General features: G+C 33.0%; 21 protein-coding genes and 1 pseudogene. 21 read left to right on the top strand and 1 reads right to left on the bottom strand.

Going from position 1 to position 24,347, the window contains the following annotated elements:
• Positions 1 to 47: 47 nt before the first annotated feature.
• From A9D35_RS16655 to A9D35_RS16600, 12 genes and pseudogenes are all read left to right on the top strand, one after another.
• Positions 48 to 2,264 (top strand): RelA/SpoT family protein, encoded by a 2,217-nt coding sequence (locus A9D35_RS16655; protein WP_066226214.1) that lies wholly within the window; start codon positions 48 to 50, stop codon positions 2,262 to 2,264.
• A gap of 27 nt (positions 2,265 to 2,291) precedes the next feature.
• Entirely contained in the window at positions 2,292 to 2,747 is a 456-nt protein-coding gene (locus A9D35_RS16650; protein WP_066225115.1) for a Fur family transcriptional regulator, read from the top strand.
• Positions 2,748 to 2,759: 12 nt separating this feature from the next.
• Positions 2,760 to 4,031, top strand: coding sequence for an adenylosuccinate synthase (locus A9D35_RS16645; RefSeq protein WP_066225114.1), 1,272 nt, complete (start codon positions 2,760 to 2,762; stop codon positions 4,029 to 4,031).
• A 128-nt stretch (positions 4,032 to 4,159) separates the two neighbouring features.
• Complete coding sequence (locus A9D35_RS16640; RefSeq protein ID WP_066225112.1) at positions 4,160 to 5,971, top strand: OstA-like protein; 1,812 nt, start codon at positions 4,160 to 4,162, stop codon at positions 5,969 to 5,971.
• A gap of 4 nt (positions 5,972 to 5,975) precedes the next feature.
• Positions 5,976 to 7,157, top strand: coding sequence for an aspartate aminotransferase family protein (locus A9D35_RS16635; RefSeq protein ID WP_066225110.1), 1,182 nt, complete (start codon positions 5,976 to 5,978; stop codon positions 7,155 to 7,157).
• Between the two features lie 141 nt (positions 7,158 to 7,298).
• On the top strand, positions 7,299 to 8,684 hold the full coding sequence (locus A9D35_RS16630) for a tetratricopeptide repeat protein (RefSeq protein WP_066225107.1): 1,386 nt from the start codon (positions 7,299 to 7,301) through the stop codon (positions 8,682 to 8,684).
• A gap of 55 nt (positions 8,685 to 8,739) precedes the next feature.
• Positions 8,740 to 9,747 carry a DUF368 domain-containing protein gene (locus A9D35_RS16625; protein ID WP_066225105.1) on the top strand — a complete coding sequence of 336 codons (1,008 nt, stop codon included), beginning with the start codon at positions 8,740 to 8,742 and terminating at the stop codon, positions 9,745 to 9,747.
• Complete coding sequence (locus A9D35_RS16620) at positions 9,747 to 10,766, top strand: DUF368 domain-containing protein (protein ID WP_066225101.1); 1,020 nt, start codon at positions 9,747 to 9,749, stop codon at positions 10,764 to 10,766. The genes A9D35_RS16625 and A9D35_RS16620 overlap by 1 nt, the downstream gene beginning before the upstream one ends.
• Complete coding sequence (locus A9D35_RS16615) at positions 10,759 to 11,496, top strand: shikimate dehydrogenase family protein (RefSeq protein WP_066225099.1); 738 nt, start codon at positions 10,759 to 10,761, stop codon at positions 11,494 to 11,496. The genes A9D35_RS16620 and A9D35_RS16615 overlap by 8 nt, the downstream gene beginning before the upstream one ends.
• A gap of 102 nt (positions 11,497 to 11,598) precedes the next feature.
• Positions 11,599 to 13,527: a DUF349 domain-containing protein gene (locus A9D35_RS16610; protein WP_066225097.1), complete on the top strand. Its 1,929-nt coding sequence runs from the start codon at positions 11,599 to 11,601 to the stop codon at positions 13,525 to 13,527.
• 287 nt (positions 13,528 to 13,814) lie between these two features.
• Positions 13,815 to 15,083, top strand: a complete 1,269-nt coding sequence (locus A9D35_RS16605) for an NAD(P)/FAD-dependent oxidoreductase (protein WP_066225096.1) — start codon at positions 13,815 to 13,817, stop codon at positions 15,081 to 15,083.
• Positions 15,084 to 15,555: 472 nt separating this feature from the next.
• Positions 15,556 to 16,752 (top strand): annotated as a pseudogene (locus A9D35_RS16600) (IS256 family transposase).
• Between the two features lie 202 nt (positions 16,753 to 16,954).
• Here the strand turns inward: A9D35_RS16600 and A9D35_RS16595 are convergent.
• Positions 16,955 to 17,329, bottom strand: coding sequence for a winged helix-turn-helix transcriptional regulator (locus A9D35_RS16595; RefSeq protein WP_066225094.1), 375 nt, complete (start codon positions 17,327 to 17,329; stop codon positions 16,955 to 16,957).
• Positions 17,330 to 17,442: 113 nt separating this feature from the next.
• Here A9D35_RS16595 and A9D35_RS16590 point away from each other — a divergent pair, with 113 nt between their 5' ends.
• From A9D35_RS16590 to A9D35_RS19310, 9 genes are all read left to right on the top strand, one after another.
• A complete protein-coding gene (locus A9D35_RS16590) occupies positions 17,443 to 17,823 on the top strand; it encodes a DoxX family membrane protein (RefSeq protein WP_066225092.1) in 381 nt (126 codons plus the stop codon).
• A 473-nt stretch (positions 17,824 to 18,296) separates the two neighbouring features.
• Positions 18,297 to 18,779 carry a glycosyl-4,4'-diaponeurosporenoate acyltransferase CrtO family protein gene (locus tag A9D35_RS18990; RefSeq protein WP_066225088.1) on the top strand — a complete coding sequence of 161 codons (483 nt, stop codon included), beginning with the start codon at positions 18,297 to 18,299 and terminating at the stop codon, positions 18,777 to 18,779.
• A 497-nt stretch (positions 18,780 to 19,276) separates the two neighbouring features.
• Positions 19,277 to 20,191: a helix-turn-helix transcriptional regulator gene (locus A9D35_RS19750; RefSeq protein ID WP_083191737.1), complete on the top strand. Its 915-nt coding sequence runs from the start codon at positions 19,277 to 19,279 to the stop codon at positions 20,189 to 20,191.
• A gap of 206 nt (positions 20,192 to 20,397) precedes the next feature.
• Positions 20,398 to 21,213 (top strand): RteC domain-containing protein, encoded by an 816-nt coding sequence (locus A9D35_RS16570; RefSeq protein WP_066225084.1) that lies wholly within the window; start codon positions 20,398 to 20,400, stop codon positions 21,211 to 21,213.
• A 219-nt stretch (positions 21,214 to 21,432) separates the two neighbouring features.
• Positions 21,433 to 21,714: a helix-turn-helix domain-containing protein gene (locus A9D35_RS16565; RefSeq protein ID WP_066225082.1), complete on the top strand. Its 282-nt coding sequence runs from the start codon at positions 21,433 to 21,435 to the stop codon at positions 21,712 to 21,714.
• A 6-nt stretch (positions 21,715 to 21,720) separates the two neighbouring features.
• Positions 21,721 to 22,368: a hypothetical protein gene (locus tag A9D35_RS16560; protein WP_066225080.1), complete on the top strand. Its 648-nt coding sequence runs from the start codon at positions 21,721 to 21,723 to the stop codon at positions 22,366 to 22,368.
• The gene (locus A9D35_RS16555; RefSeq protein ID WP_066225078.1) at positions 22,352 to 23,008 is read left to right on the top strand and encodes a P-loop NTPase family protein; all 657 of its coding nucleotides are present in this window, start codon (positions 22,352 to 22,354) and stop codon (positions 23,006 to 23,008) included. The genes A9D35_RS16560 and A9D35_RS16555 overlap by 17 nt, the downstream gene beginning before the upstream one ends.
• A gap of 11 nt (positions 23,009 to 23,019) precedes the next feature.
• Positions 23,020 to 24,117 (top strand): exonuclease/endonuclease/phosphatase family protein, encoded by a 1,098-nt coding sequence (locus A9D35_RS16550; RefSeq protein WP_066225077.1) that lies wholly within the window; start codon positions 23,020 to 23,022, stop codon positions 24,115 to 24,117.
• 61 nt (positions 24,118 to 24,178) lie between these two features.
• The gene (locus A9D35_RS19310; protein ID WP_369692187.1) at positions 24,179 to 24,307 is read left to right on the top strand and encodes a hypothetical protein; all 129 of its coding nucleotides are present in this window, start codon (positions 24,179 to 24,181) and stop codon (positions 24,305 to 24,307) included.
• Positions 24,308 to 24,347: the final 40 nt, after the last annotated feature.

Raw genomic sequence — 24,347 nt, 5'->3', positions numbered from 1 at the left:
CAGCAAAACTGTTGTTAGTTAATTTTCTTTATACTACTTTTAGTTTTATGACAGATGCCGAAATAGAACAAGAGAACGCAAGAATTGCAAAAGCTTACAAGGACCTTTTAAAGGTAAGTTACCGAACCCTTACAGACGATGATAAAAAATTAATTCGTAAGGCTTTCGATGTGGCTGTTGATGCCCATAAAGATCAGCGTAGAAAATCTGGTGAAGCTTATATTTTTCATCCTATTGCTGTGGCACGCCTTGTAGCTAAAGAAATTGGTTTAGACGCCACCTGTATTGCCGCAGCACTTTTACATGATGTTGTAGAAGATTGCCCAGAATATTCTATAGAAGATATTGAACAACTTTTTGGAAAAACAGTTGCTCGAATTGTAGACGGACTTACTAAAATTTCTTCACTTCAAAAAGATATGGAAGATGTCTCGTTACAAGCCGAGAACTTCCGAAAAATGTTACTGACTCTAAATGATGATGTTCGTGTTATTATTATTAAAATCGCCGACCGTTTGCACAACATGCAAACCATGGACTCGATGCGTGCCGATAAGCAAGTTAAAATTGCTAGTGAAACGCTTTATATATACGCGCCTCTCGCACACCGCATCGGACTTTATAATATTAAAACAGAGCTAGAAGATTTAGGATTAAAATATACCGAACCCGAAGTGTATTTTGATATTCTGAATAAAATAAAAGAAAGTAAAGAAGAACAAGACGAATATATAAGAGAGTTTAACGAATTAATTCAGAAATCCTTAGACAAAGAAGGCTTAAACTACACTATAAAAGGACGCCCGAAATCCATATTTTCTATCCGTAGAAAAATGTTGAAACAAGGCGTATCGTTCGATGAAGTTTACGATAAGTTTGCTGTTAGAATCATTTATAAAAGTGATACGGCTAATGAAAAATTCTTGGCCTGGAAAATTTATTCGATAGTTACCGATCATTTTCGCCCTAACCCTATTCGTTTACGCGATTGGATTTCTTCGCCCAAATCTACAGGTTACGAAGCCCTTCACATTACCGTTATGGGTCCAAAAGGCCGATGGGTAGAAGTACAGATTAGAAGTGAGCGCATGAACGAGATTGCGGAAAAAGGATACGCCGCACACTACAAATACAAACAAGAAGATAATAAAGAGGATAGTTTAGATAGTTGGATTGCAAAACTTCAAGAAGCTCTAGAAAATAATGAAACCAATGCGGTAGACTTTGTAGAGCAATTTAAGTTAAACCTCTATTCTAAAGAAATATTTGTATTTACCCCTAAAGGCGATTTAAAATCTTTACCTAAAGATGCGACGCCTTTAGATTTTGCTTTCCACATACATACCGAAGTAGGTATGCGAACTCGTGGCGCTAAAGTAAACGGAAAATTGGTACCGCTAAGTTATAAACTGCATAGTGGAGACCAAGTAGATATTTTAACTTCCGATAACTCTAAACCCAATGCAAACTGGTTAGATTATGCCACGACAGCAAAAGCTCGAGGTAAGATAAAATCGGCTTTAAAAGAAGACAAAAAACGCATTGGCGAAGACGGAAAAGAAATATTAAGACGAAAATTAAAACAACTTAAAATAGAATTAAATGAAAAATCTATCAACGAGTTGGTTAATTATTTTAAACTTAAAACCAGTTTAGATTTATTTTACCGCATAGGTATTGGCGCTATAGATAACACGATGCTTAAAGCATATGCTGCATCGCGTAGTAATGCCCTTGTTAGTTTTTTCAAAAATAAAATTACCCGTAAAGCCAATATTTCCAAAGAAGAGCTCGATAAAGAGGAAGTTACCTCTAAATACGATTTACTCGTTTTCGGAAAAGAAGAAGAAAAATTAGACTATAAACTATCAAATTGTTGTAACCCTATTCCTGGCGATCAGGTATTCGGATTTATAACTGTAAACGAAGGTATAAAAGTACACAAGAAAAACTGTCCAAATGCCGTATCTTTGCAATCCAATTACGCCTATAGAATAATTCAAGCCAAATGGATCGATTCCTCGCAGCAAGAATTTTCGTCGCAATTAATATTATCTGGAATAGATAATATGGGCTTGATAAACGATATTACTAAAATGATTTCGGCTAACATGCACGTGAATATTAAAAGTATAAGTTTTCAAACCGATGACGGCTTATTTTCTGGGAAAATAAACGTAATTGTTAAGAATAATTCAATGCTGAATAAATTAGTTGCGAATCTTAAAAAAATTAATGGTATAGATAAAGTGTCTAGAGTCTAAAAATATATGTAAATTTGCGGTGAAATTATGAGTTTAAAATCAGATACAAAAAATCAGGACATTGTAAAGAATGTGTTCACTAAATTTCTAGAGGAAAACGGTCATCGTAAAACGCCTGAACGTTATGCTATACTCCAAGAAATTTACGATAGCGAAGTTCATTTCGATATAGAATCGCTATATCTAAACATGAAAAACAAGAAGTATCGCGTTAGTCGTGCTACCCTTTACAATACAATAGAGCTTCTTTTAGGCTGTGGTTTAGTAAGAAAACATCAGTTTGGTCAAAATCAAGCACATTATGAAAAATCGTACTTCGATAAGCAACACGATCATGTTATCTTAACAGATACTGGTGAAGTTATCGAATTTTGCGATCCGAGAATTCAATCCATAAAAAAAACTATTGAAGACGTTTTCGATATCGAAATTAAAAATCATTCGCTATATTTTTATGGCAACAGAAAAACAAAAACCAAATAATAAAATTTTATAATGGCAGTAGATTTACTACTAGGGTTACAATGGGGTGACGAAGGCAAAGGAAAAATTGTTGATGTACTTACCTCTAAATACAATATTATCGCCCGTTTTCAAGGCGGCCCAAATGCAGGACATACCTTAGTTTTTAATGGTAAAAAACACGTTTTACACACAATCCCTTCTGGAATTTTCCATGACGATGCAAAAAACCTAGTAGGAAATGGCGTTGTTATAGATCCCGTTATTTTTAAGAAAGAATTAGACAAGCTTGAAGAGCAAGATGTCGATTACAGAAAATCGTTATTAATTTCGCGTAAAGCACACATTATTTTACCAACACACCGTTTATTAGATGCTGCTAGCGAAGCCTCAAAAGGAAAAGCTAAAATTGGCTCTACCTTAAAAGGTATTGGTCCTACTTACATGGACAAAACTGGCCGTAATGGCTTACGTGTTGGCGATTTAGAATTATCGGATTGGAAAGAACGCTACAGAGCACTTGCAGATAAGCACGAAGCGATGATCGATTTCTACAATGCCGAAATTCAATACGACTTAAAAGAATTAGAATCAGAATTTTTTGAAGCTGTAGACGTATTAAAATCCTTAACCTTCATCGATTCTGAAGAATATGTACACCAAGCACAAAAATCTGGACAAACCATTCTTGCTGAAGGCGCTCAAGGTTCGCTTTTAGATATCGACTTTGGAACGTATCCGTTTGTAACATCAAGTAATACCACTGCTGCAGGAGCTTGTACAGGTTTAGGTGTTGCGCCAAACCAAATTGGAGAAGTATTCGGAATTTTTAAGGCTTACACTACACGTGTAGGTTCTGGACCATTCCCTACAGAATTATTCGACGAGGACGGAGCTACTATGGCTAAAGTAGGTCATGAATTTGGCGCCACTACTGGTCGTGCACGTCGTTGTGGTTGGTTAGATCTAGTCGCTTTAAAATATGCTTGTCAAGTAAATGGAGTAACCCAATTAATGATGATGAAAGCCGATGTATTATCTGGTTTTAAAACATTAAAAGTGTGTACAGCCTATAAATATAAAGGTGAAGTTATCGAGCATTTCCCTTACAATATCGAACCTGAAAATGTAGAACCAATTTACACAGAGTTTGATGGATGGAGTGAAGATTTAACTAAAATGTCTGACGATTCTCAACTTCCAAAGTCATTAAACACTTATATCGAATTTTTAGAAAAAGCTTTAGAAACTCCTATTACTATAGTTTCTGTAGGTCCAGATAGAAAAGAAACCATTTTTAGATAAAATTTCGTTTCTTTAACGTTTTAAAAAGCCTGCTTAATTCATTTTTAAGCAGGTTTTTTTATCTTAAATCTTTTATAATTCTTATTGCAAATCATTTATATCCTTATTTTTGTTTCAAATATTTTAAATTGAAAACAGTTCAACTACACTATATATTTTTTATATGCTTTTTCATATCGTTTGTTACCCTGCACGCACAGCAACAAAAACGCATTGAAATTGAATATTCTGGTTTCCTAACCTTCGACGAGGCCAATTATCCGGGAGCAAAAGTATTAACTCGAGACGATTCTGGCCAAATACACATTATTCACGAAGGCGTAAATATGTGGTGCGACCAAGCTATTCACTACGGAAAAGAAGACTTTATTGAAGCTTACGGTCATGTAAAAATGAAACAAGGCGACACCATAAATATGGATGCAAAATATGTTGAATATAGCGGAAAAACTAAACTTGCCTTTGCAAGTGGCGACGTCGTTTTAACCGAGCCTAGTTCGGTTTTAACCACAGACACCCTCTACTTTGACCGTGCAAAACAACAAGCCTTTTACAAAAGTGGAGGTACTGTAGTTCGAGATTCTTCTGGAACTATTACCAGCCGCATTGGGAGGTATTATATGAATGTAAAAAAATACCAATTTGTTCGCGATGTAAACCTGGTTAACCCCGAATATGTTTTAAATACGGAACAATTAGATTACTACACAGATAATGCTTTGGCCTATATGTATGGCCCTAGCACCATTACTGGAGAAACCTCTAAAATATATTGTGAACGTGGTTTTTACGACACTAAAAATGACATCGGGTATTTTATAAAAAATTCTAGAATAGATTACGACAACCGTACAGTTGAAGGCGATAGTTTATACTTTAATAGGAATACCAGTTTTGCTTCGGCAACCAATAACATAACAGTTACCGACACTCTGAATAAAAGCGTTATTAGAGGGCATTATGCCGAAGTGTATCGTGCAAAAGATTCGGTATTTATTACAAAACGTGCGCTAGCCATTTCTGTTCAGGAAAAAGATTCCCTTTATATACATGGCGACACTCTTATGGTTACAGGAAAACCAGAACATCGTATAACCAGAGCTTTTAGAAATGTAAAAATGTACAAAACCGATATGAGTGGGAAAGCTGATTCTATTCACGTCGATCAAAGTTCAGGTTTAACACAACTTATTAACCTGTCTAGATTAAATGTTAAAGATAATTTCGCCGTAAAACGTCGTCCAATTTTATGGAATTACGACAACCAAATGACGGGAGATACCATACATATAAAATCGCATCCCAAAAAAGAACGACTAGACTCTCTTATCGTTTTCGACAACGCTTTTATTATTAGTAAAGACACGGTTGGCAAAGGATTTAACCAAATTACGGGGCAAAAATTATACGGATTATTCAATGATGAAAATCAATTACGACAAGTTGATATCGTAAGAAATGCCGAGTCTATTTATTACGCAAGAAACGAAAAACAAGAACTGATTGGGATTGAAAAATCGAAATCAGCAAATATCGTCATATTATTTAGTGGTAATGAAATTAACGAATTACGAAAAGTAAATCAGGTAGATGGCACTTTGTACCCAGAATCGAAATACCCTGCTAATGCTAGGAAATTAAGGGGTTTCGATTGGCGAGAGGAAGAGCGCCCAACGAGTGTAGAGGATTTATTTAAAGACGATCCGCCACTTAATCTTCCAATAATAAAAGGCTTAGAACCTTATGTGCCACAAGAAGAGTTTTTCGATGAAGCCCTATTAAAACGTGCAGAACATGCCGAAGAAAGTAATAAAGCAAAAAACCTTCAAGAACCCTCTAAAGCATCGCGGCATTTACCGAGTCAGGATTCTATCCCAAAACCTAATGCACCGTTAAAACCGCAAGATAAATTACCTACTCCGCTAAAGCGCGCAAATTAATATAATGAAGACCGATTTTTATAAATATCAAGCACAAACATCGCCTCATCCTTTAGCCATGGAAATTTCGCATGCTAAAGGCTCTTATATTTTCGACACCAATAACAAAGCCTATTTAGATTTTGTTGCCGGTGTTTCTGCGTGTACTTTAGGTCATAGCCATCCAGGAGTCATTCAAGCCATTAAAACACAATTAGACCAATATATGCATGTTATGGTCTATGGAGAGTATATACAAAAACCAGCTGTAGATTTAGCTAAATTTATTGCAGACCACACTCCTGCTCCTTTAGAACAAACCTATCTTGTAAATTCTGGTACCGAAGCCATAGAGGGTGCTTTAAAGTTAGCTAAACGTGCTACAGGCAGAAGCGAAATTATAGCCGCAAAACATGCGTACCACGGAAACACTATGGGCTCCATGAGTGTTATGGGGTTCGAAGAACGCAAACAAGCTTACAGACCACTTGTTCCCGGAACGAAACTTATTACGTTTAATAACGAAGCCGATTTAGAGGACATCACCACAAAAACAGCTGCCGTAATTTTGGAAACTATTCAAGGTGGTGCCGGCTTTATAGAACCTAAAAACAATTATCTAGCCAAGGTAAAAGCAAAATGCGAAGCCGTAGGTGCCTTATTAATTTTAGATGAAATCCAACCTGGAATAGGAAGAACAGGAAAACTTTTTGGCTTTGAAAATTATAACTGTACCCCAGATATTTTAGTAATGGGTAAAGGCCTAGGAGGCGGTATGCCTATTGGTGCATTTACGGCATCTACCCAACTTATGAGTTTATTAAGCAATGGTCCTAAAATGGGGCACATAACAACTTTTGGCGGCCATCCTGTAATTGCTGCAGCAGCTCTAGCTACTTTAAAAGTGGTTACACAAACCAATTTAATGGCCGAAGCTTTAGAAAAAGAGCAACTTATAAGACACTTATTAAAACATCCTTTAATTCCCGAAATACGTGGAAAAGGCTTAATGCTTGCTGCTTTAACAACAAGTGCCGAGGTTACAAATGAGGTCATTCTTAAGGGTCAGGAGCAAGGATTAATCGCTTTTTGGCTGCTTTTTGAGCCTCGTGCGATACGAATTACCCCTCCTTTAACCATTTCTAAGGAAGAAATAACCGAGGGATGTCAGATTATTATCAACATTTTAGATAGCATAATTCACTAAAAATCAAAAGAATAAACCCCAAATACCGCTATTTCACTGCACCTTGTTGATTACTTTGTTGAAAAGATTAATATGGTTTTTTAATAATGCGTAAATTTGAGCGTTACATTTAATGGTATAAGAAACCATATACAGTCGCCTATGGAGTTCAGTCCTAACAACAACGAAATACCTTTAACTAAATTTGAATCAATGCTTAAAACAAATCATGTTTTATTTTTTGATTCAGAAGAATTCGAAAACATTATTCATTATTATTTAGATCTGGGCAAAATTGCATTAGCAAAAAAAGCCATTAAATTGGGTTTAGACCAACATCCTTCTAATACCAATTTAAAACTTTTCAAAATTGAAGTTTACGTTTTCGAAAACAAACTAGAGCAAGCAGACGCTATGCTTAATGAGTTGTATTTGTTAGAACCCCAGAACGAAGAAATTTACATTCAAAAGGCAAATATCTTATCTAAAAGAGATCAACACGAACAAGCTATCGATGTCTTAAAAAAAGCCATTCACTTATCTGAAGAAACAGCAGATTTGTATTCTTTAATCGGGATGGAGTATTTATTTCTTGACAAGTTCGAAGAAGCAAAAGACAGCTTTATTAAATGTTTAGAAGAAGATGTTGAAGATTACTCTGCGCTTTACAACATGATTTATTGTTTCGAATTTATGGAGCAACATGAAGAAGCTATTGAGTATTTAAATGTGTACTTAGACAATAATCCATATAGCGAAGTTGCTTGGCACCAATTAGGAAAACAGTACTTTGCTTTAAAACGATATAAAAAAGCCATTGCTGCTTACGAATTTGCCATAATTTCTGACGATACATTTGTAGGTGCGTATATAGAAAAAGGTAAAGTTCTAGAAAAACTAAAACGTTTTGAAGAAGCTATAGAAAGCTATACCACTTCCTTAACTTTAGACGATCCTACCTCTTTTGCGCTATTACGTATAGGACACTGTTACGAAAAATTAGGTAAAATAGATTTGGCCGTAAAATACTTTTACAAAACAGTTCACGAAGACCCCTTATTAGATAAAGGTTGGGTGGCCATAACACGCTTTTATAGCAAACAACGCAACTACCAAAAAGCATTATATTATATTAATAAAGCTATTAATATTGATGCCGACAATGTAAAGTACTGGAAATTATACGCCCAAATTAATCAGCGATTAAACTTTTTAGAGGAAGCAGAACGCGGCTATAAAAAAGCATTAGAACTTGGTAACTACGAATTAAATACTTGGTTATCGCGTTGCGACATACTTATTAAAATTGGAGAACCCGATGCTGCAATTTACAATTTGTTGCAAGCTTCTGAGTTTTATCCGGAAAATGCAGAAATAGAATATCGTTTAGCGGGTTTATATTTTAAAGGAAATGAGCCAGATAAAGCAACCTTCCATTTAAAAAACGGCTTACACAATAACCCCGATTATATTTTTATAATTGAGGAGCTTTTTCCTGAAACCTATAAGTCTAAACTTGTAAAAAAAGCGCTTAAACCTAAAGATTAGCTCTTGCTGTCTAGGTAAAATTCATACCTTTGGGTTTCGAATTTAAAACCTGAAAATGCAACGACGTTTCAAAGATTATTTTATAATTTCATTAAAAGGATTAGCCATGGGGGCGGCCGATGCTGTTCCTGGAGTTTCTGGTGGTACTATCGCATTTATTTCTGGAATTTACGAAGAACTTATTTCAACCATTAGTGGTATAAATCTTTCCCTTTTTAAAACTTTAAAGAAAGATGGCTTATCTGCATTTTGGAAACAGTTAAACGGCAATTTTCTTTTAGCCTTACTTACTGGTATAGTGGTGAGTTTTATCACCTTTATGCGAGTAGCTAAGTATTTATTAGAGCATCATCCTGTTCTTATTTGGTCGTTTTTCTTCGGGTTAATTATTGCCAGTATATTTTTTGTTGGTAAACAAATTACACGATGGAATATTGCCTCTATACTCAGTATTATAGCTGGTGCGCTTTTGGCCTATTACATTACCACACTCCCCTCTTTAAACGGTAGCGACAGTCCGTGGTTTTTATTTTTTGCGGGCGCTATAGCCATTTGCGCCATGATTTTACCTGGTATTTCTGGCTCGTTTATTCTAGTTATTTTAGGGGCTTATAAAACGCTAAGCGATGCGCTTCACGATTTCGATTTCAAAAAAATCGTACTGTTTGCAACCGGAGCTCTTGTGGGATTATTAAGCTTTAGTCACCTATTAAAATGGTTGTTTAAGCATTATCACAATACCACTTTAGCGGTCTTAACAGGATTTATTTTTGGCTCTTTAAACAAAGTTTGGCCATGGAAATTAACCGAAACCGTTTTAGAAAAAGAAACAGGAAACATCTTGCCTTTTTCTGAAGTGTCTAATCTAGGAACACTTTCCATTTTTGAAAAACAGACTCAAATTACCGAAGTCTACAAAACATTTTCCGAACACAGTACATTACCTTCTCTATATGCTGAAATGAATCATGTAAATGCACATGTCATTCCTGCCATAGCTTTAATGGTCACCGGTTTTTTAACTATATTTATTTTAGAAAAACTAGGAACAAACAAAAATTAATGGAAAGTACGAGAACATTATCCGATAAAATTTTCTTAGTCCTAAAGGGATTAGGTATGGGAGCCGCCAATAAGGTTCCTGGAATTTCTGGTGGCGTTGTCGCATTTGTTTCTGGCTTTTATGAAGAGTTTATTTATTCGTTACAAAAAATAAATGGTAAGGCATTTAAACTCCTTATTAATGGTCGGTTTAAAAGTTTCTATCAATATATAAATGGTCGGTTTTTAGGCTTGCTATTTTTAGGAATGATTATTAGTTATTTTAGTGTTTCAAAAATACTAGACTACCTCATTCAACATTACGAATTGTTTGTTTGGAGTGTTTTCTTTGGAATGATTATCGGTTCCATTTATTACATAAGTAAAGATTTCGAAGACTGGAATTACAAAACCCTAATAGCCCTAATTATAGGAACTATTCTAGGGATTAGCATAAGCTTTTTAGATCCTGCCAAAGAAAACGACAACCTTTGGTTTGTATTTTTCTGCGGTATAATTAGTGTATCGGGAATGACTCTCCCTGGGTTTTCGGGTTCGTTTATTTTAATTTTATTAGGCAATTATGTACTACTTCTTGTAGACTCTGTAAATGCGTTATACGATACTTTTGCCGATATCATAAAATGGAATTTCGACTTTACTTCCGATCCTTACCGCATGCGTTTATTAAAAGTATTAGCCGTATTCACCTTAGGTTCTATTACCGGTTTAGTGACGTTTTCGCACGTGCTGAGTTATATTTTAAAACATTATAAAAGTATTACCATGGCTTCTATTATAGGGTTTATAGTAGGATCTTTGGGTGTTGTTTGGCCCTGGAAACACACCATACATAAAACATTAGAAAATGGTGAATTCGCTTTAGATTCTACAGGAAATAAAGTAGTTACCAATTATATACGATTCATTCCCGATTTAAATCCTGAAACCTATTTTGCCGTTTTTCTTATTGCTTTAGGCATAGGTATGGTATTATGGTTAGGAGTTTACGGCGACAAAACACGAACAGTTCATGAATAAATTAGGTCTTGTAGGAAAGCAAATTTCGTATTCTTTCTCTAGTAATTATTTCAAACAAAAATTTGAAGATTTAAATATTACAGACACCACGTATCAAAATTTTGATTTAGAGGATATTTCAGAATTTCCTTCCATATTTAAAAATCATTCCGAAGTAAAAGGATTAAACGTAACCATTCCTTACAAGGAACAGGTTATGGTTTACCTAGATAAATTAGACAAAAAAGCTAAAGACATCGGGGCCGTAAATACCATAAAAATTACTAGAAAAGGAAAACTTATTGGTTATAATACCGATTATTACGGCTTTAAAAACTCATTAAAACCTTACTTACAGCCACATCATAAAGAGGCACTAATTCTTGGTACCGGGGGCGCTAGTAAAGCTATTGCTTATGCCTTAAAAAAGTTGAAAATAAACTTTAAATACGTGTCTCGATCTCCAAAAAACGATCAAACTATTAGTTATGATTCCTTAACAGAAGATGTTATAAACACTCATAAATTAATAATTAATTGTTCGCCTGTAGGAACTTTTCCAAATATTAGCGATTGTCCAGATATCCCGTATCAAGGAATTACAAACCAACACTTACTTTTCGATTTAATCTATAATCCAGAAGAAACTACATTTTTAAGAAACGGAAGAGAACGAAAAGCCACAACTTTAAACGGACTCAACATGCTAGTTTTACAAGCAGAGAAAGCATGGGAGATCTGGAATCTATAAAACCACAAAATAGCTTTCATTAATACAATCCAACACTTTGTAATTATGAGAGTTGTTAGTATCTTTAAGAACTAATTTTAATGAACCAAAACATTTTTTAAAATGTCAGAGCAAGATAACCTACAACCTGTAGACGGAAACGAAGAAAAAAAACAGACACAAGTTCCTTCGGAAGAAAACCAATCAACACCTACTACTGAAGCGCCTTCAGCATCTGTAGAAGATATCAAAAATGAAGATGTTGTATTTGAAGAAATTGAAGCTTCAAATGCCGAAGATGCCGAAGATGAAGGCAATAACGAACGCCACACGATTCCTTTTAAAGAATACGACAGCATGTCGTTAGAAGCCTTAGTTATCGAACTCGAAAAATTGGTTGCTAACGAAAAAGTTCAAGCCATAAAAGAACATGTCGATGGTATTAAAAACGAATTCAATTCAAAATTTAATGCTTTAATCGACGAAAAAAAGGAAGACTTTTTAAACGAAGGTGGTAACGAAATTGATTTCTACTATTCTAGTCCGGTACAGAAACGTTTTAAAGATGCCTATAAAGATTACCGTGGAAAACTTCATGCGCATTATAAAAATATTGAAAACAACTTAAAAGGAAATCTTGAAAATAGACTTCGCATTATTGAAGAAATTAAAGGTTTAATTAATGTTGAAGAAAACATAAATACTACCTATAAGCATTTTAAAGATTTACAAGAACAGTGGCGTAATGCCGGTCCTATTCCTAGAGATAAATACAATAATGCATGGAACAGTTATCACCATCATGTTGAAATATTTTACGATTTTCTTCATTTAAATCGCGATTTAAGAGATTTAGATTTTAAGCACAATCTAGAATTAAAACTAAAAATTATAGACCGTGCAGAAGAATTAGCGAAAGACGAGGATACTAATCGTTCGTTTAGAGAGCTGCAAGTACTTCATAAAATGTGGAAAGAAGAGCTTGGTCCTGTCTCTAAAGAACACAGAGAAGACATTTGGAATCGTTTTAAAGCGGCCACAAAAATCATTCATAATAAACGCCAAGCGTATTATGGTGAATTAGATAAAGTTTACGAAAAGAATCTAGAAAAGAAAACTGAAATCATTGAAAAAATTGAAGCTTTAACAGCCGAAGGTGCTAAATCGCATAACGGATGGCAAGCCAAAATTAAAGAAGTTGAACAGTTAAGAGAAGCTTTTTTTAGTGCTGGAAAGGTGCCGTTAAAAGTAAACGAATCTACTTGGGCCAAATTTAAGGATACGGTTAGAACGTTTAACCGTAAAAAGAATGTATTCTACAAAGATTTAAAGAAAGAACAATTTGAAAATCTTCAGAAAAAATTAGAATTAATTAAAATTGCTGAAGAACATCAAGACAGCGAAGATAGCGATACTACCACTGCTTTAATGAAGCGCATACAAAACGATTGGAAAAAAATTGGTCATGTTCCGCGTAAAGACAGCGACAAAATTTGGAAACGTTTTAAGGCTGCTTGTAATGCGTATTTCGACAAATTACACTCTAAAAAGAATGCTGAAAACGAAGTGGAGATTGCTGCTTTTAAAGCCAAGACTGAACTTTTAGACAGCTTAAAAACACTAGAATTTACAAGCGATAAAGAAAAAGATTTAGAGCTTATAAAAGCCCAAATCTCTGCATGGAAAGCGATTGGTCGTGTGCCAAATAATAAACGCTATATAGAAGGAAAATTTAATAAGGCTCTAGACGAATTATTTAAACAAGTAAAATTAAACAAAGAAGAAGCCGAACTTATTAAGTTTGAAAACAAATTAGACGAGCTTAGTAATGCAGATGACTCAAGATATCTAGACAACGAACGCCTATTTATACGCAAGAAAATAGACGAGGTAAAAGGTGAAATTAATCAGTTAGAAAACAACTTACAGTTTTTTACTAATGTAAAAGCCGATAATCCTTTGGTAAAAGAAGTTCATGTTAATATTAAAAAGCATAAAGACGAATTAAAACTTTGGAAAACAAAGCTTTCTAAAATAAAAGCTTTGTACTAAATAGTCTATACGTTTATTTGATGTAAAATTTAAATGCATTACCGAACTAAAATAAGACATTGTTTAAGTCTGCTTACAAAGAGATAACTTTTAAAAGTCCTTTCAAAATTAAATTTTGAAAGGACTTTTTTTATCGTGCAACCTTAAAAAAACCAAAAAATAAAAGCCAATAAAATTAATTTTAAAATTGAAAACGTTTGAAAAACATCTAATTCCTAAGTTGCTATTTTAATAAAAAAAACCATACTATATTTGAGTCCAACACAACCAATTTTAAACCTTTTACCATGGAAAATAAGAAAACAATTATAGTTGTAGGTGGTGGTTTTGCCGGCTTAGAGTTGCTCAATCAATTAAAGCATGCACACCAATACCAGATTATTTTAGTTGATTTAAATAACTACAATTTTTTTCCACCACTATTATATCAAGTTGCAGCTGGTTTTATGGAGCCTTCGGCTATTAGTTATCCGTTTAGAAAAATTCTTAGAAAATACGACAATGTAAAATTCTGGATGGGCGAACTTCAAGAAATCATTCCTTCAGAAAATAAAATCATTTTAAAAAATGGCGAATTACATTACGACATTCTAGTCATGGCTTCTGGTGCCGAAACAAATTTCTTCGGGAACAAAAATATAGAAGAAAAGAGTTTGCCTATGAAAACCATTTCTGATGCATTAGCTTTAAGGAATCTTATTTTTACACGTTTAGAGCGCGCCACAAGAATAACCGATCCGGAGCAACGAAAAAAACTACTCTCTTTTGTTATCGCCGGAGCCGGACCTACTGGAGTTGAATTATCTGGATTATTTTCGGAAATGCGTTTGCATATTTTAACCAAAGATTATCCTGAATTAAATACTAGCGACCTTGGTAATATTTATTTAATTGACGGGCAAGATGCGGTACTCGCGGCCATGTCCAAAAAAACTCAAGGCTATACCTACGAAAAATTAAAAGAATACGGGGTAATTATAAAACTGAACACTTTTGTAAAAGATTTTAAAGACGATATCGTGTCCCTTTCCGATGATACCGAAATACACTCCAGAAACTTAATTTGGGCAGCAGGAATATCGGCTCGTACATTTAAAGGGTTTAAAGACGAAAATTACGGCCGTGGCAAACGATTAAAAACAAACACCTTTAATTTGGTTGAAGGCCATACAAATATTTATGCTATTGGCGATACCTCTATCGTTTGTGGGGATAAAGACTACCCCGACGGACATCCACAACTAGCGCAAGTAGCCATTCAGCAAGCTAAAAATTTAGGTAAAAATTTAAATCGAAACGCATGGGAACCTTTTAACTACCAAGATAAAGGCTCTATGGCTATCATAGGAAGTAACAAAGCGGTAACCGATGGACCAAATCATAAATTCTTTTTAAAAGGGTTTATTGCATGGTGCGTTTGGATATTTGTTCATATTATGTCTCTTGTTAATTTTAGAAACCGCATGCGAGCGTTTTACGACTGGATGGGCTATTACATTAATAAAGATCAGTCGTTTAGAATGATTATTAGACCTAAAGAGAAGAGTAACAAATAAATAGGATATCTCTTAATAACTTATGTCGATTCGCTCTGTAATAGAGCCTATTTGTAAACACACAACCATGGCGCGGACTACTATTCCGCGCCTGAATACTAACTCTATCGCCTATATCAATTCGCTCTGCGATGGTTCGGATTTATAATTCGTACCTAAAACCTTACTATTACCTTTATTCTTATTTATTTTAGAAAAAGAAAATACTAAACGATTTAAACTTAAAAATTCTTGCTATTTATTACTCGGATTTTAAATCCGAGTTAACGAGTTTTATTATATTTAAAAGTCGTAGATAAGTTCAATCTGAAAGGTTATGTGTAAACACTAATAGATAAAGAATGGACTAACATCAAAAAATTGGATAAATAGTTAAATTAGGCAGTATCTCATAAACTGTGTAAGTTTTGAAATCTCAGGTCAAAATATGATCTGAGATTTTTTATTTATTAATTTTAAATTTTACACATTTATGAAACCAGAAGATTTATTAAACGAAGACTTTTTAAAGCAATTCAAGAACGCACCAGAGCTAACCTCTTTTTTAGAACAGCTACATAAGCGAGGTATAGAGCAGATGCTGGAAGGTGAATTGGATGCTCATGTGGATTACGAAAAACATCAAAAAAGTAAGTCCAAAAACCTACGTAACGGTTATAGTAAAAAGAAGCTAAAATCTTCTTTGGGAGAAGCTCAAATACAGGTTCCAAGAGACCGAGATAGCTCATTTAACCCAATGATTGTAAAGAAAAGAGAAAGCACCACAGAAGGTATAGAAAACATTATTATATCACTGTATGCTAAAGGTATGAGTAATAGTGATATCGAAGAGCAGATCCGAGAGCTATACGATTTTAATATATCTACCTCCACCATCTCAAGAATTACAGATAGAATCACAGAAGATGTTATTACTTGGAGAAACAGACCGCTAGAAGCTACTTACTTAATTGTTTGGATGGATGGCATTGTATTTAAAGTTAGAGAGAATTCTAAAGTCATTAACAAGACCATCTATATAGCTATTGGACTGAGAACCGATGGCAAAAAAGAGGTGCTAGGATTATGGTTAGGCAAAAACGAATCTTCTTCCTTTTGGATGAGTGTTTTAACCGATATTAAGGCTAGAGGAACCCAAGATATACTTATCACAGCTACCGATAATTTAAATGGATTTACAGATACTATTAAAACCATTTTTCCGAACTCTACGACACAAATATGTGTTGTGCACTAAATAAGAAACTCGTGTCGCTATGTGGTCTGGAAGGACAAAAAAGAATTTACTCGTGATATGAAGCAAATCTATACAGCCCCAACAAAAGAGACTGCCAAAGCTGCTTTAAAAGACTTTAAAATTAAATGGGACTCCAAATATTCTTATGCTATTAAAAGTTGGGAAAATAATTGGGATGAGCTTACAGTATTCTTTGATTTTCCAATTGAAATAAGAACTATAATTTACACAACTAACCTAATAGAAAATCTAAATGGAAAAATTAGAAAATATACCAAAAACAAGCTCTCTTTTCCAACGGATGATGCTGTAATGAAATCTGTATTTTTAGCCCTAAGATAAAGTACTAAAAAATGGACGAAGCTCATAAGAAACTGGGGAATTATACTAAATCAATTTTTAGCTATATTTGAAAATAGGATTAAACTATAAATAATTTAACCCTGAAATTTTGAACTTACACACTTTTTAGGATAGTGTCGTAAAAGTACGTTAACGTTTCATTAAAGTTGATAACCCTAAACGAATAAGGTTTTTCCTTTTCCGATCAGGCTCCCTGCGAAACTCAAAAGATAAAACCATAGAAAGTTATTACACGGGCTTTCGTTTTGCCATGATGTAATACGAATGCAGACTACGCACCAATTGAACTTTCTGCTTCTGATGTTTGTCCAAAGATTTTCTTTCTATGATTGACACCCCATTGATGCAATTCAAAAATGACTTTTCCTAACGTTTTAGAATGCTCCGTTGGTGTATATTGTGTTCGGACAGGAAAACCACTTAAAACAGTTCTAGTAATCAACTGATTTTCTTCCATATCTTTCAATTCCTTTGACAAAACTTTGGTACTTAACTTTGGAATGCTTCGTTCTATCTCCCTAAAATGCTTATTACCCTCCCAAATAGAGATTAAAATTAATAGTTTCCATTTTCCACCTATTACATCTAAAGTGTCCTTTACTGGTAATAAAGCAGACATACACTCTTTATGTTCTTTTTTTTTCATTTCAATTATTTTAATGATTACCTTAAAGTAACTGATTACCTTTAGGTAACTGATTACTAATGGTAATCAAAAATAGTTAATTTTGTCGTATTATTAATTAAAACAATTTAAAGATGAAAAACAAGATTCTTACAGTTTTATGTATACTATTCGGATTAATGATGATTAATTCAGGGTTAAACAAATTCTTCAACTATATGCCCATGCCCGAGATGTCTGAAGAAATGATGCAAATTATGGGTGCTTTTATGACAATTAAATGGATTTTTCCGCTTGTTGCAATTATAGAAATCATTGGAGGAACCCTAATCGCCATCCCAAAAACTAGAGCATTGGGAGCCTTAGTGATACTTCCTGTTATGGTAGGAATATTTGTTCATCACTTAGTACTCGACATATCAGGCATTGGAATCGGATTCATATTATTAGCAATTAATATTTGGGTTATTGTGGCAAATTGGAACAAATACGCACCCATCTTAAAAGGCGAATAGAAAAGAAACATATAATATGGATAATTTTATACTATAAATAGTTTGTAATTAAAACTACTACTAAACCAGTGGATGGCTCCGTTATTCATCAAGCAACGGAGTGCTTCCGCTACCCTACCGTAAAATAAGTACTAGCTGTTAATTAATGAAACCTATCATGCAACGTGTTAGGTTTAACGAACAAAACCTGTCATCTTTTACCGTTTTAGGCTTATTGCAGTTTCTAAAATAAGATTTTGAACTATTGCTCATCCTTCCATTCTAGTGCGACTCCAAGCGTATCCTTGCCCCTGTTAACAGCTAAACGAATTAGGTTTTTCCTTTCCCCATACCAGCTCAGCACAAAATTTAAAAAATAAAATCTTAGGCTACATCTCCTACCAAAAACCTGTATTTTAGTAGAAATTAAAGATACTGTTGGAGGACAAACTACCGTTACCATAATTAATAAAATTCCTGAATTCAAAAGGATTATGATTACATATTTTACATTCGGAATATCAATATCATTTATATCATGGATAGTCGGCATGATTATTAATAGTGTTCTTGTTAAAACTAAATACTATAAAAAAATATCAAATCTGAATTTTATAAAAAGTAAATCTTTAAATAGGCATATTGGAATTGATTATTTTAAATGGATTGTAAAAAATTCTTTTTTTAAATTTTTTAATCAGAAAATAAAATTGAATAATAATAAATCAGATTTAACTGAAATACGAAAAGAAATGACTATGGCAGAAATAAGTCATTTAATAGGATTCCTATTTGTGACTTGCTTTGCCCTTTATAAAAGTATCACTCACAATTTTTTATTCGGTCTAATAATAATGATTGTGAATATATTTATGAATTTATATCCTACATTACTACAACAGGAAAACAAAAGACGCATTGATCTCATACTTACACGGCTAAAAACGGGTCAATCTCAAAAGTTGGATGTAAAATGAAAATGAATTAAGTCCTTTGCAAAAAATCAAAGCCCCGTAACACTTATGTTACGGGGCTTTTAAGCGGAGAAAGAGGGTCTAGAACTATCAACATATTAAACTCTAATACAACTAGTTACACTTAACTTTTATCAATTACGCACCTCAAACCGCACCACTTAAGGTGTTTTTGAAAATTTTAACATTATTTTTCATCAAAGAGGTGCGGGATTTTTCAGTATAAAAAAAAATATTTTTTTTTGATTTTTTTCCAAAATGTAAGATTTATCTTCAATTTAATTGCCTATACAATCATTTTACCATATCAGAATTAAGATTTTAATTTTAAACTTTTAGGGATATTTGATTTTGAGATCTTATATTCCATATAAATGTCCTAAAGCCTCGAGAAGAGTACCTAATTATTTAAGAATTTAAAATTTATCTCAATTTATGTTGTTTCCCTAAATCAAAACATCTAACTTCACTTCAACCAACTAACTAACCACCAACCTACTATGCTATTAACCTTACAGTACCAGGTGCCTGAATATTTCAGGTACAATCTTCCATTTCATTGGATTATCGCTTTTATTTGTTCCCTCTTAGTTTTATTATTCATTTTTCAAGTCACTAGAACACTCATATATCATAAAAAGAATTTAAGCTCCAAGCTACGTTACCTAATTTTGATTTTTGTTTTTTTAGTCTATGAGTTGTCTAGTGGCATTCTTCCCAATAAATCTATCCCCTTTTCAGTTTTTATTCAAGAAACAATAAAATATGCTATAGGGATAAATCTATGCTTATTTGTGGTTTGGTATATCACCAAAGAATTTAAAATTATGTCCTCAAATAAGTTTTTTCAAATTAAATGCTTGACCTACATTATGCTGGTTAATTTTATATTTGGTTATATAATGGTGTTTACTTTCACACATTCCCTAACAATATCAAAACATATATTCCTTATTACCCCAACTATTCTAGCTTGTTCTTTTTTTTATTATCTACTTAAAAATGTATTAAAAAACGTCACCCATAAAAGACATTTTAAATACAGACCCTATCTCGTTATAATAGCATATGTTGGTTTATTATTTTTACCAATTTTCTCATATTTAAATACAGCTGCTGTAATTAAACTAAGTGTTATTATACTTTCGTTTATATGTATTACAATAATGGAAATTCATAGTTATTTATATCGACTCAAATATGAACATAAAAACTTAGAGTTACATCCATTTATATCAAGTTTCACCAATAGAGAAAATGAAATTGCAATACATATATTAAATAATCATGATTATAAACATATTGCAAACAATCTATTTATTTCGAAAAGCACAGTTAGAAAACATGCTTCAAACCTCTTTGCTAAGACAAAAACCACTGATATAAAATCTTTCAGAAAAAAATTTAATAAATAACAATCAGCCTAAACCTCACGTCATTATTAGATGCGTATTTTTCTACACACCTAAAGTGTAGAAAAATACACTTCATTTATTTGGCATTTAAAATTTCGTAATTTAACTTGAATGGAATCAGTCTTATAAATCGAAATCCGCTTTTCTAATTTTGCCCCAATCACAACTTCCTACATTAATTTTTAATCCCTAAGAACAAATTAATTATGAAGTTTACACTAGAAATTGAAAAACTAAATGAAGAACTAATAGCTATTCACGAAAATTCCTTTACTATTTTAAAAGAAGCAAATTTATCTATTATTGTATGTGAAAAATTACTGCAGAAATTAAAAGGCGATTTAACAAAGCATACTTTCACTTCTGAAACTGAAGAAATACACTTTTTTAAAGTAACAAAACAAATACCTCTTATAAAATATATCTATTTCTCTGAAATACGTTCCTTTGAAATTCGATATCCCAAAATAGATTGCTTAGCTCAGAAAAGTTACTTGAACAAAAATTTTGATCAGGTGAACACCTTTATTCACAATAATTCTGAATTTATACAATATATAGAATTAGAACAAACCCATTTAGACTCCTTCTATTTCCTACAGAAACATCTTGATAAATATTCACTTTCTTATATAAAAAACTACTACAACGACAAAGATTTCTCGACACCTAAAGATAATATACTCGCACAATACAAGGCCTACTTATTATTTATAAAGTATTTAAACAAAAGGCAATCTACAGGACTTAACAGTATTTCCGACTACACTACTTTAAAATGGACAGGACCAACAGTAGCATTTGTTGAGCTAGCTTATGCACTCTACTTAAATAAATGTATAAATAATGGCAACCTGACCCTTATAGAGTTTTCGAGAGCATTGGCTACCATTTTTAATATACCTAACCCACCTATTTATAAAAAGTTTTCTGAGATAAAATCTAGAACAAAGTGTAAAACTAAATATCTCAATGAACTTTCTATGAATGTTATAAATTACATTGAAAATTCAGATTTATAATTAAATAACCGGTATATAACCAGTAGTCCGAAAAGTGGAATTTTCTCTTAAATTATAAGAAAACTAACAACAAGATACCACAAATTAGAATAAACACGTCCTCTTATCGTCCAGAACCTGTTGAATGTTAAATTTTATCGGACTACTGTCTTCATAGTGAAAAACAGTTATTAAAACTTTTCAAATTTGTTGTGATATTAATTACAAAAACTAAATATTATGGCAAAACAAGAAATTACTAAAGCAGATCTCCAAGAATTCAAATGCGATCTTCTACAAGACATTAAACTTCTATTATCCAATAAAAATCCAATTAGCGACATCAAACAATTATTACGATCTTCAGATGTTATGGATTTATTAGGAATAACCTCGGTAACACTCATGAATTTAAGATCTAACGGTACCATTCCCTATACAAAAGTTGGTAGGATTATTTATTATGAATTACAAGATATTCAAAACATAATAGATGATAATCGCATTGATAATCAAAACTAAACTAAAATGAATTACATAAAACACCTCAATAGTATTTTTAAATCCTTTAATCGAGATTCAAGATTAAACACAACTCATATTAGCCTATATATGGCTTTATTTCAATACTGGAATTACAATAGTTTTCGAACTAAAATATTCATCTCAAGGCAAGAAATTATGGAAATGTCTAAAATAGGGTCAAAAACAACCTATCATCGTTGTCTTATGAACTTAAATGACTGGAAATACCTGCAATACCTTCCATCTCACAACCCTTATAAAGGAAGTGAAATTATCATGTTTAATTTTGAGACAACAAATAAACAAGTTGTAAACAAGCAAGATGAAAGCAATAAACAAGCTTTGGCATCTATACTAAACCTTAATAAACTAAATAGAAACCTTAATAAAGGTAAGTTACCAAAAAACGAAGATGAAGTTATTTTATTCTTTAAATTAAAAAAATGGCCAATTAATGAAGCTAAAAAATTCTACAATCACAATTTAGCAATTGGTTGGATTATTGGAGGAAAATCGAAAGTTGAAAATTGGAAAGCCTTAGCCTCTAATTGGATGATAAAAGCTCATGAAATAGAAAAAAATGAAGCTGGACAAAAATTAAAAGATCACCTAAAAACCAATAAAAACAAAAATTATGATCAACCTCTATAAAATAAAAGAAGGTGACGTAGAATATACACTTGGCAGATTTAACGGTGATACTGTAACCTACGATTTTAAGAATATCTTGGTTTATTTGGAAGCCAAAGGTAAAATTCTATTTGGTGAACATTTTGAAATTCATAAAGAAGACCACAAACTGCTTTTAAAATTATGTTGTTATTTCATCCAAGATAAGGATTACTGTAAAGCCAACGGAATCGATTTAAACAAAGGCATTTTACTTTCTGGTCCTGTTGGTTGTGGCAAAACCAGCCTTATGAATTTACTGCGAAATCTGTCTCTTAAACCAAAGATGTTTGAAATAATTGCTGCCAGGAATATTGTATTTGCATACAATCATTTGGGAACAAAAACCATTCAAGATTTCGGAAACAACAAATGTTATTGTTTCGATGATTTAGGTATAGAACCAATAGGCAAATACTATGGAAACACATACAACGTAATGGGAGAAGTGCTTCTTTCTAGGTATGAATTGTTTCTAGAAACAAAGATTAAAACGCATATAACTACAAACCTAAACGCCAGTGAAATTGAAGAACGCTACGGATCTAGAGTCCGTTCTAGAATGCGACAATTATTTAATCAATTGACCTTTAGCGAAACCACAAAAGATAAACGTAAATAATCACACTAATCATGAAAATAGCATCATATAACATCGAAAATTTATTCCATAGAGATCGTAATCTTAGCAAAGCTGAATTAAAGTATAGCCACAAAAAATGGATAAATGAGTTAGACAGCCTAATATCGCAAACTAAAAAATCTAATGCAGAGATTAGGAGAATTCGAGAACTAGCCTTCTTACTTGGGTTTGAAAACATTACACAAAGACCTTATGCTATACTCCAAAAAAAAGCAGGTAATTTATACTTAAAAGGTTATGATCTTGAAGAAAAGACCAAGGCAACTTTAATTAATAATTATGAAGGTTGGATCGCTTTACAAACAAAACCTATCCCATTGCCGGCGATCCATCACAAAGCTAAAGTTATATCAGAGATAAACCCAGATATACTTATTTTGCAGGAAGTAGAAGATCGTGCTTCTTTGGAAGAGTTCAATAATACAATACTACCGACATTTGATTGTGATCCCTATACTCAAATTCATGTCATCCAAAATTCAGATAAAAATGGCATGGAAATCGCCCTATTGCTTCGGGAAGGATATGAGCTTTGTAATATTAAAACACATTATTTGAAGCCTATATTAGAGTTTAAGATTATGTCTCCTAGCCAAAATATTATTCGAGTCATTGCTGTTCATTTTAAAAGTAACATCCAAAACAAAGATGTTGTCGACGAATGCCGGGCTCATTTAACTACATACCTAGCTAATCGATTTAAAACACTATTAAAAAATGATGAAACAAATATTATAATTACTGGCACTTTCGGAGCTCCATCATATTGTTATTCCAACGCTCCTTTGATGCAGGATACCAAAATTAAAGACATTACAAAACACTTATCCTTTGAAGTTATTTTAGATGAAGGTGAAGATCAAAATTATCATCGTATTGGAGCATATAGAAAGGGAGTAAATATAAAGCAACAAGATTATATGTTATTATCTCCCTCGCTTTTTAACAAACTCAAAGACAGCGGACTAAACAGAAAAGGTGTTTGGCCAGAAAACCGTCCGAAATGGAGGTATTATAGCACTTTAAAAAACAAAATTCAGGAAGCTAGTTCTCATCCAATGGTTTGGGGCAATGTGGAATTATTATGAAGAATAGATAGATTTTATTTATATTCAAGATTTATTAGGACATGCCAAACCAGAAACCACGATGATTTACACCCACGTTGCCCAAAAAGATTTAATGAATGTTCGCAGTCCGTTAGACGTTGCGGTAGACCAACTAAACGGCCCGGGATATACCAACAACAAAGTGCTGATATCCCGAAACATTGAATGATTATTGTTTATATTTGTTTTGATATAACTAGTTAGCTACA

It is taken from the genome of Formosa haliotis (assembly GCF_001685485.1).
GTDB classification, from domain to species: Bacteria; Bacteroidota; Bacteroidia; order Flavobacteriales; family Flavobacteriaceae; genus Formosa; species Formosa haliotis.
Note: the sequence above shows the minus strand (reverse complement) of the source record. Positions and strands in the feature narration are given on the sequence as shown.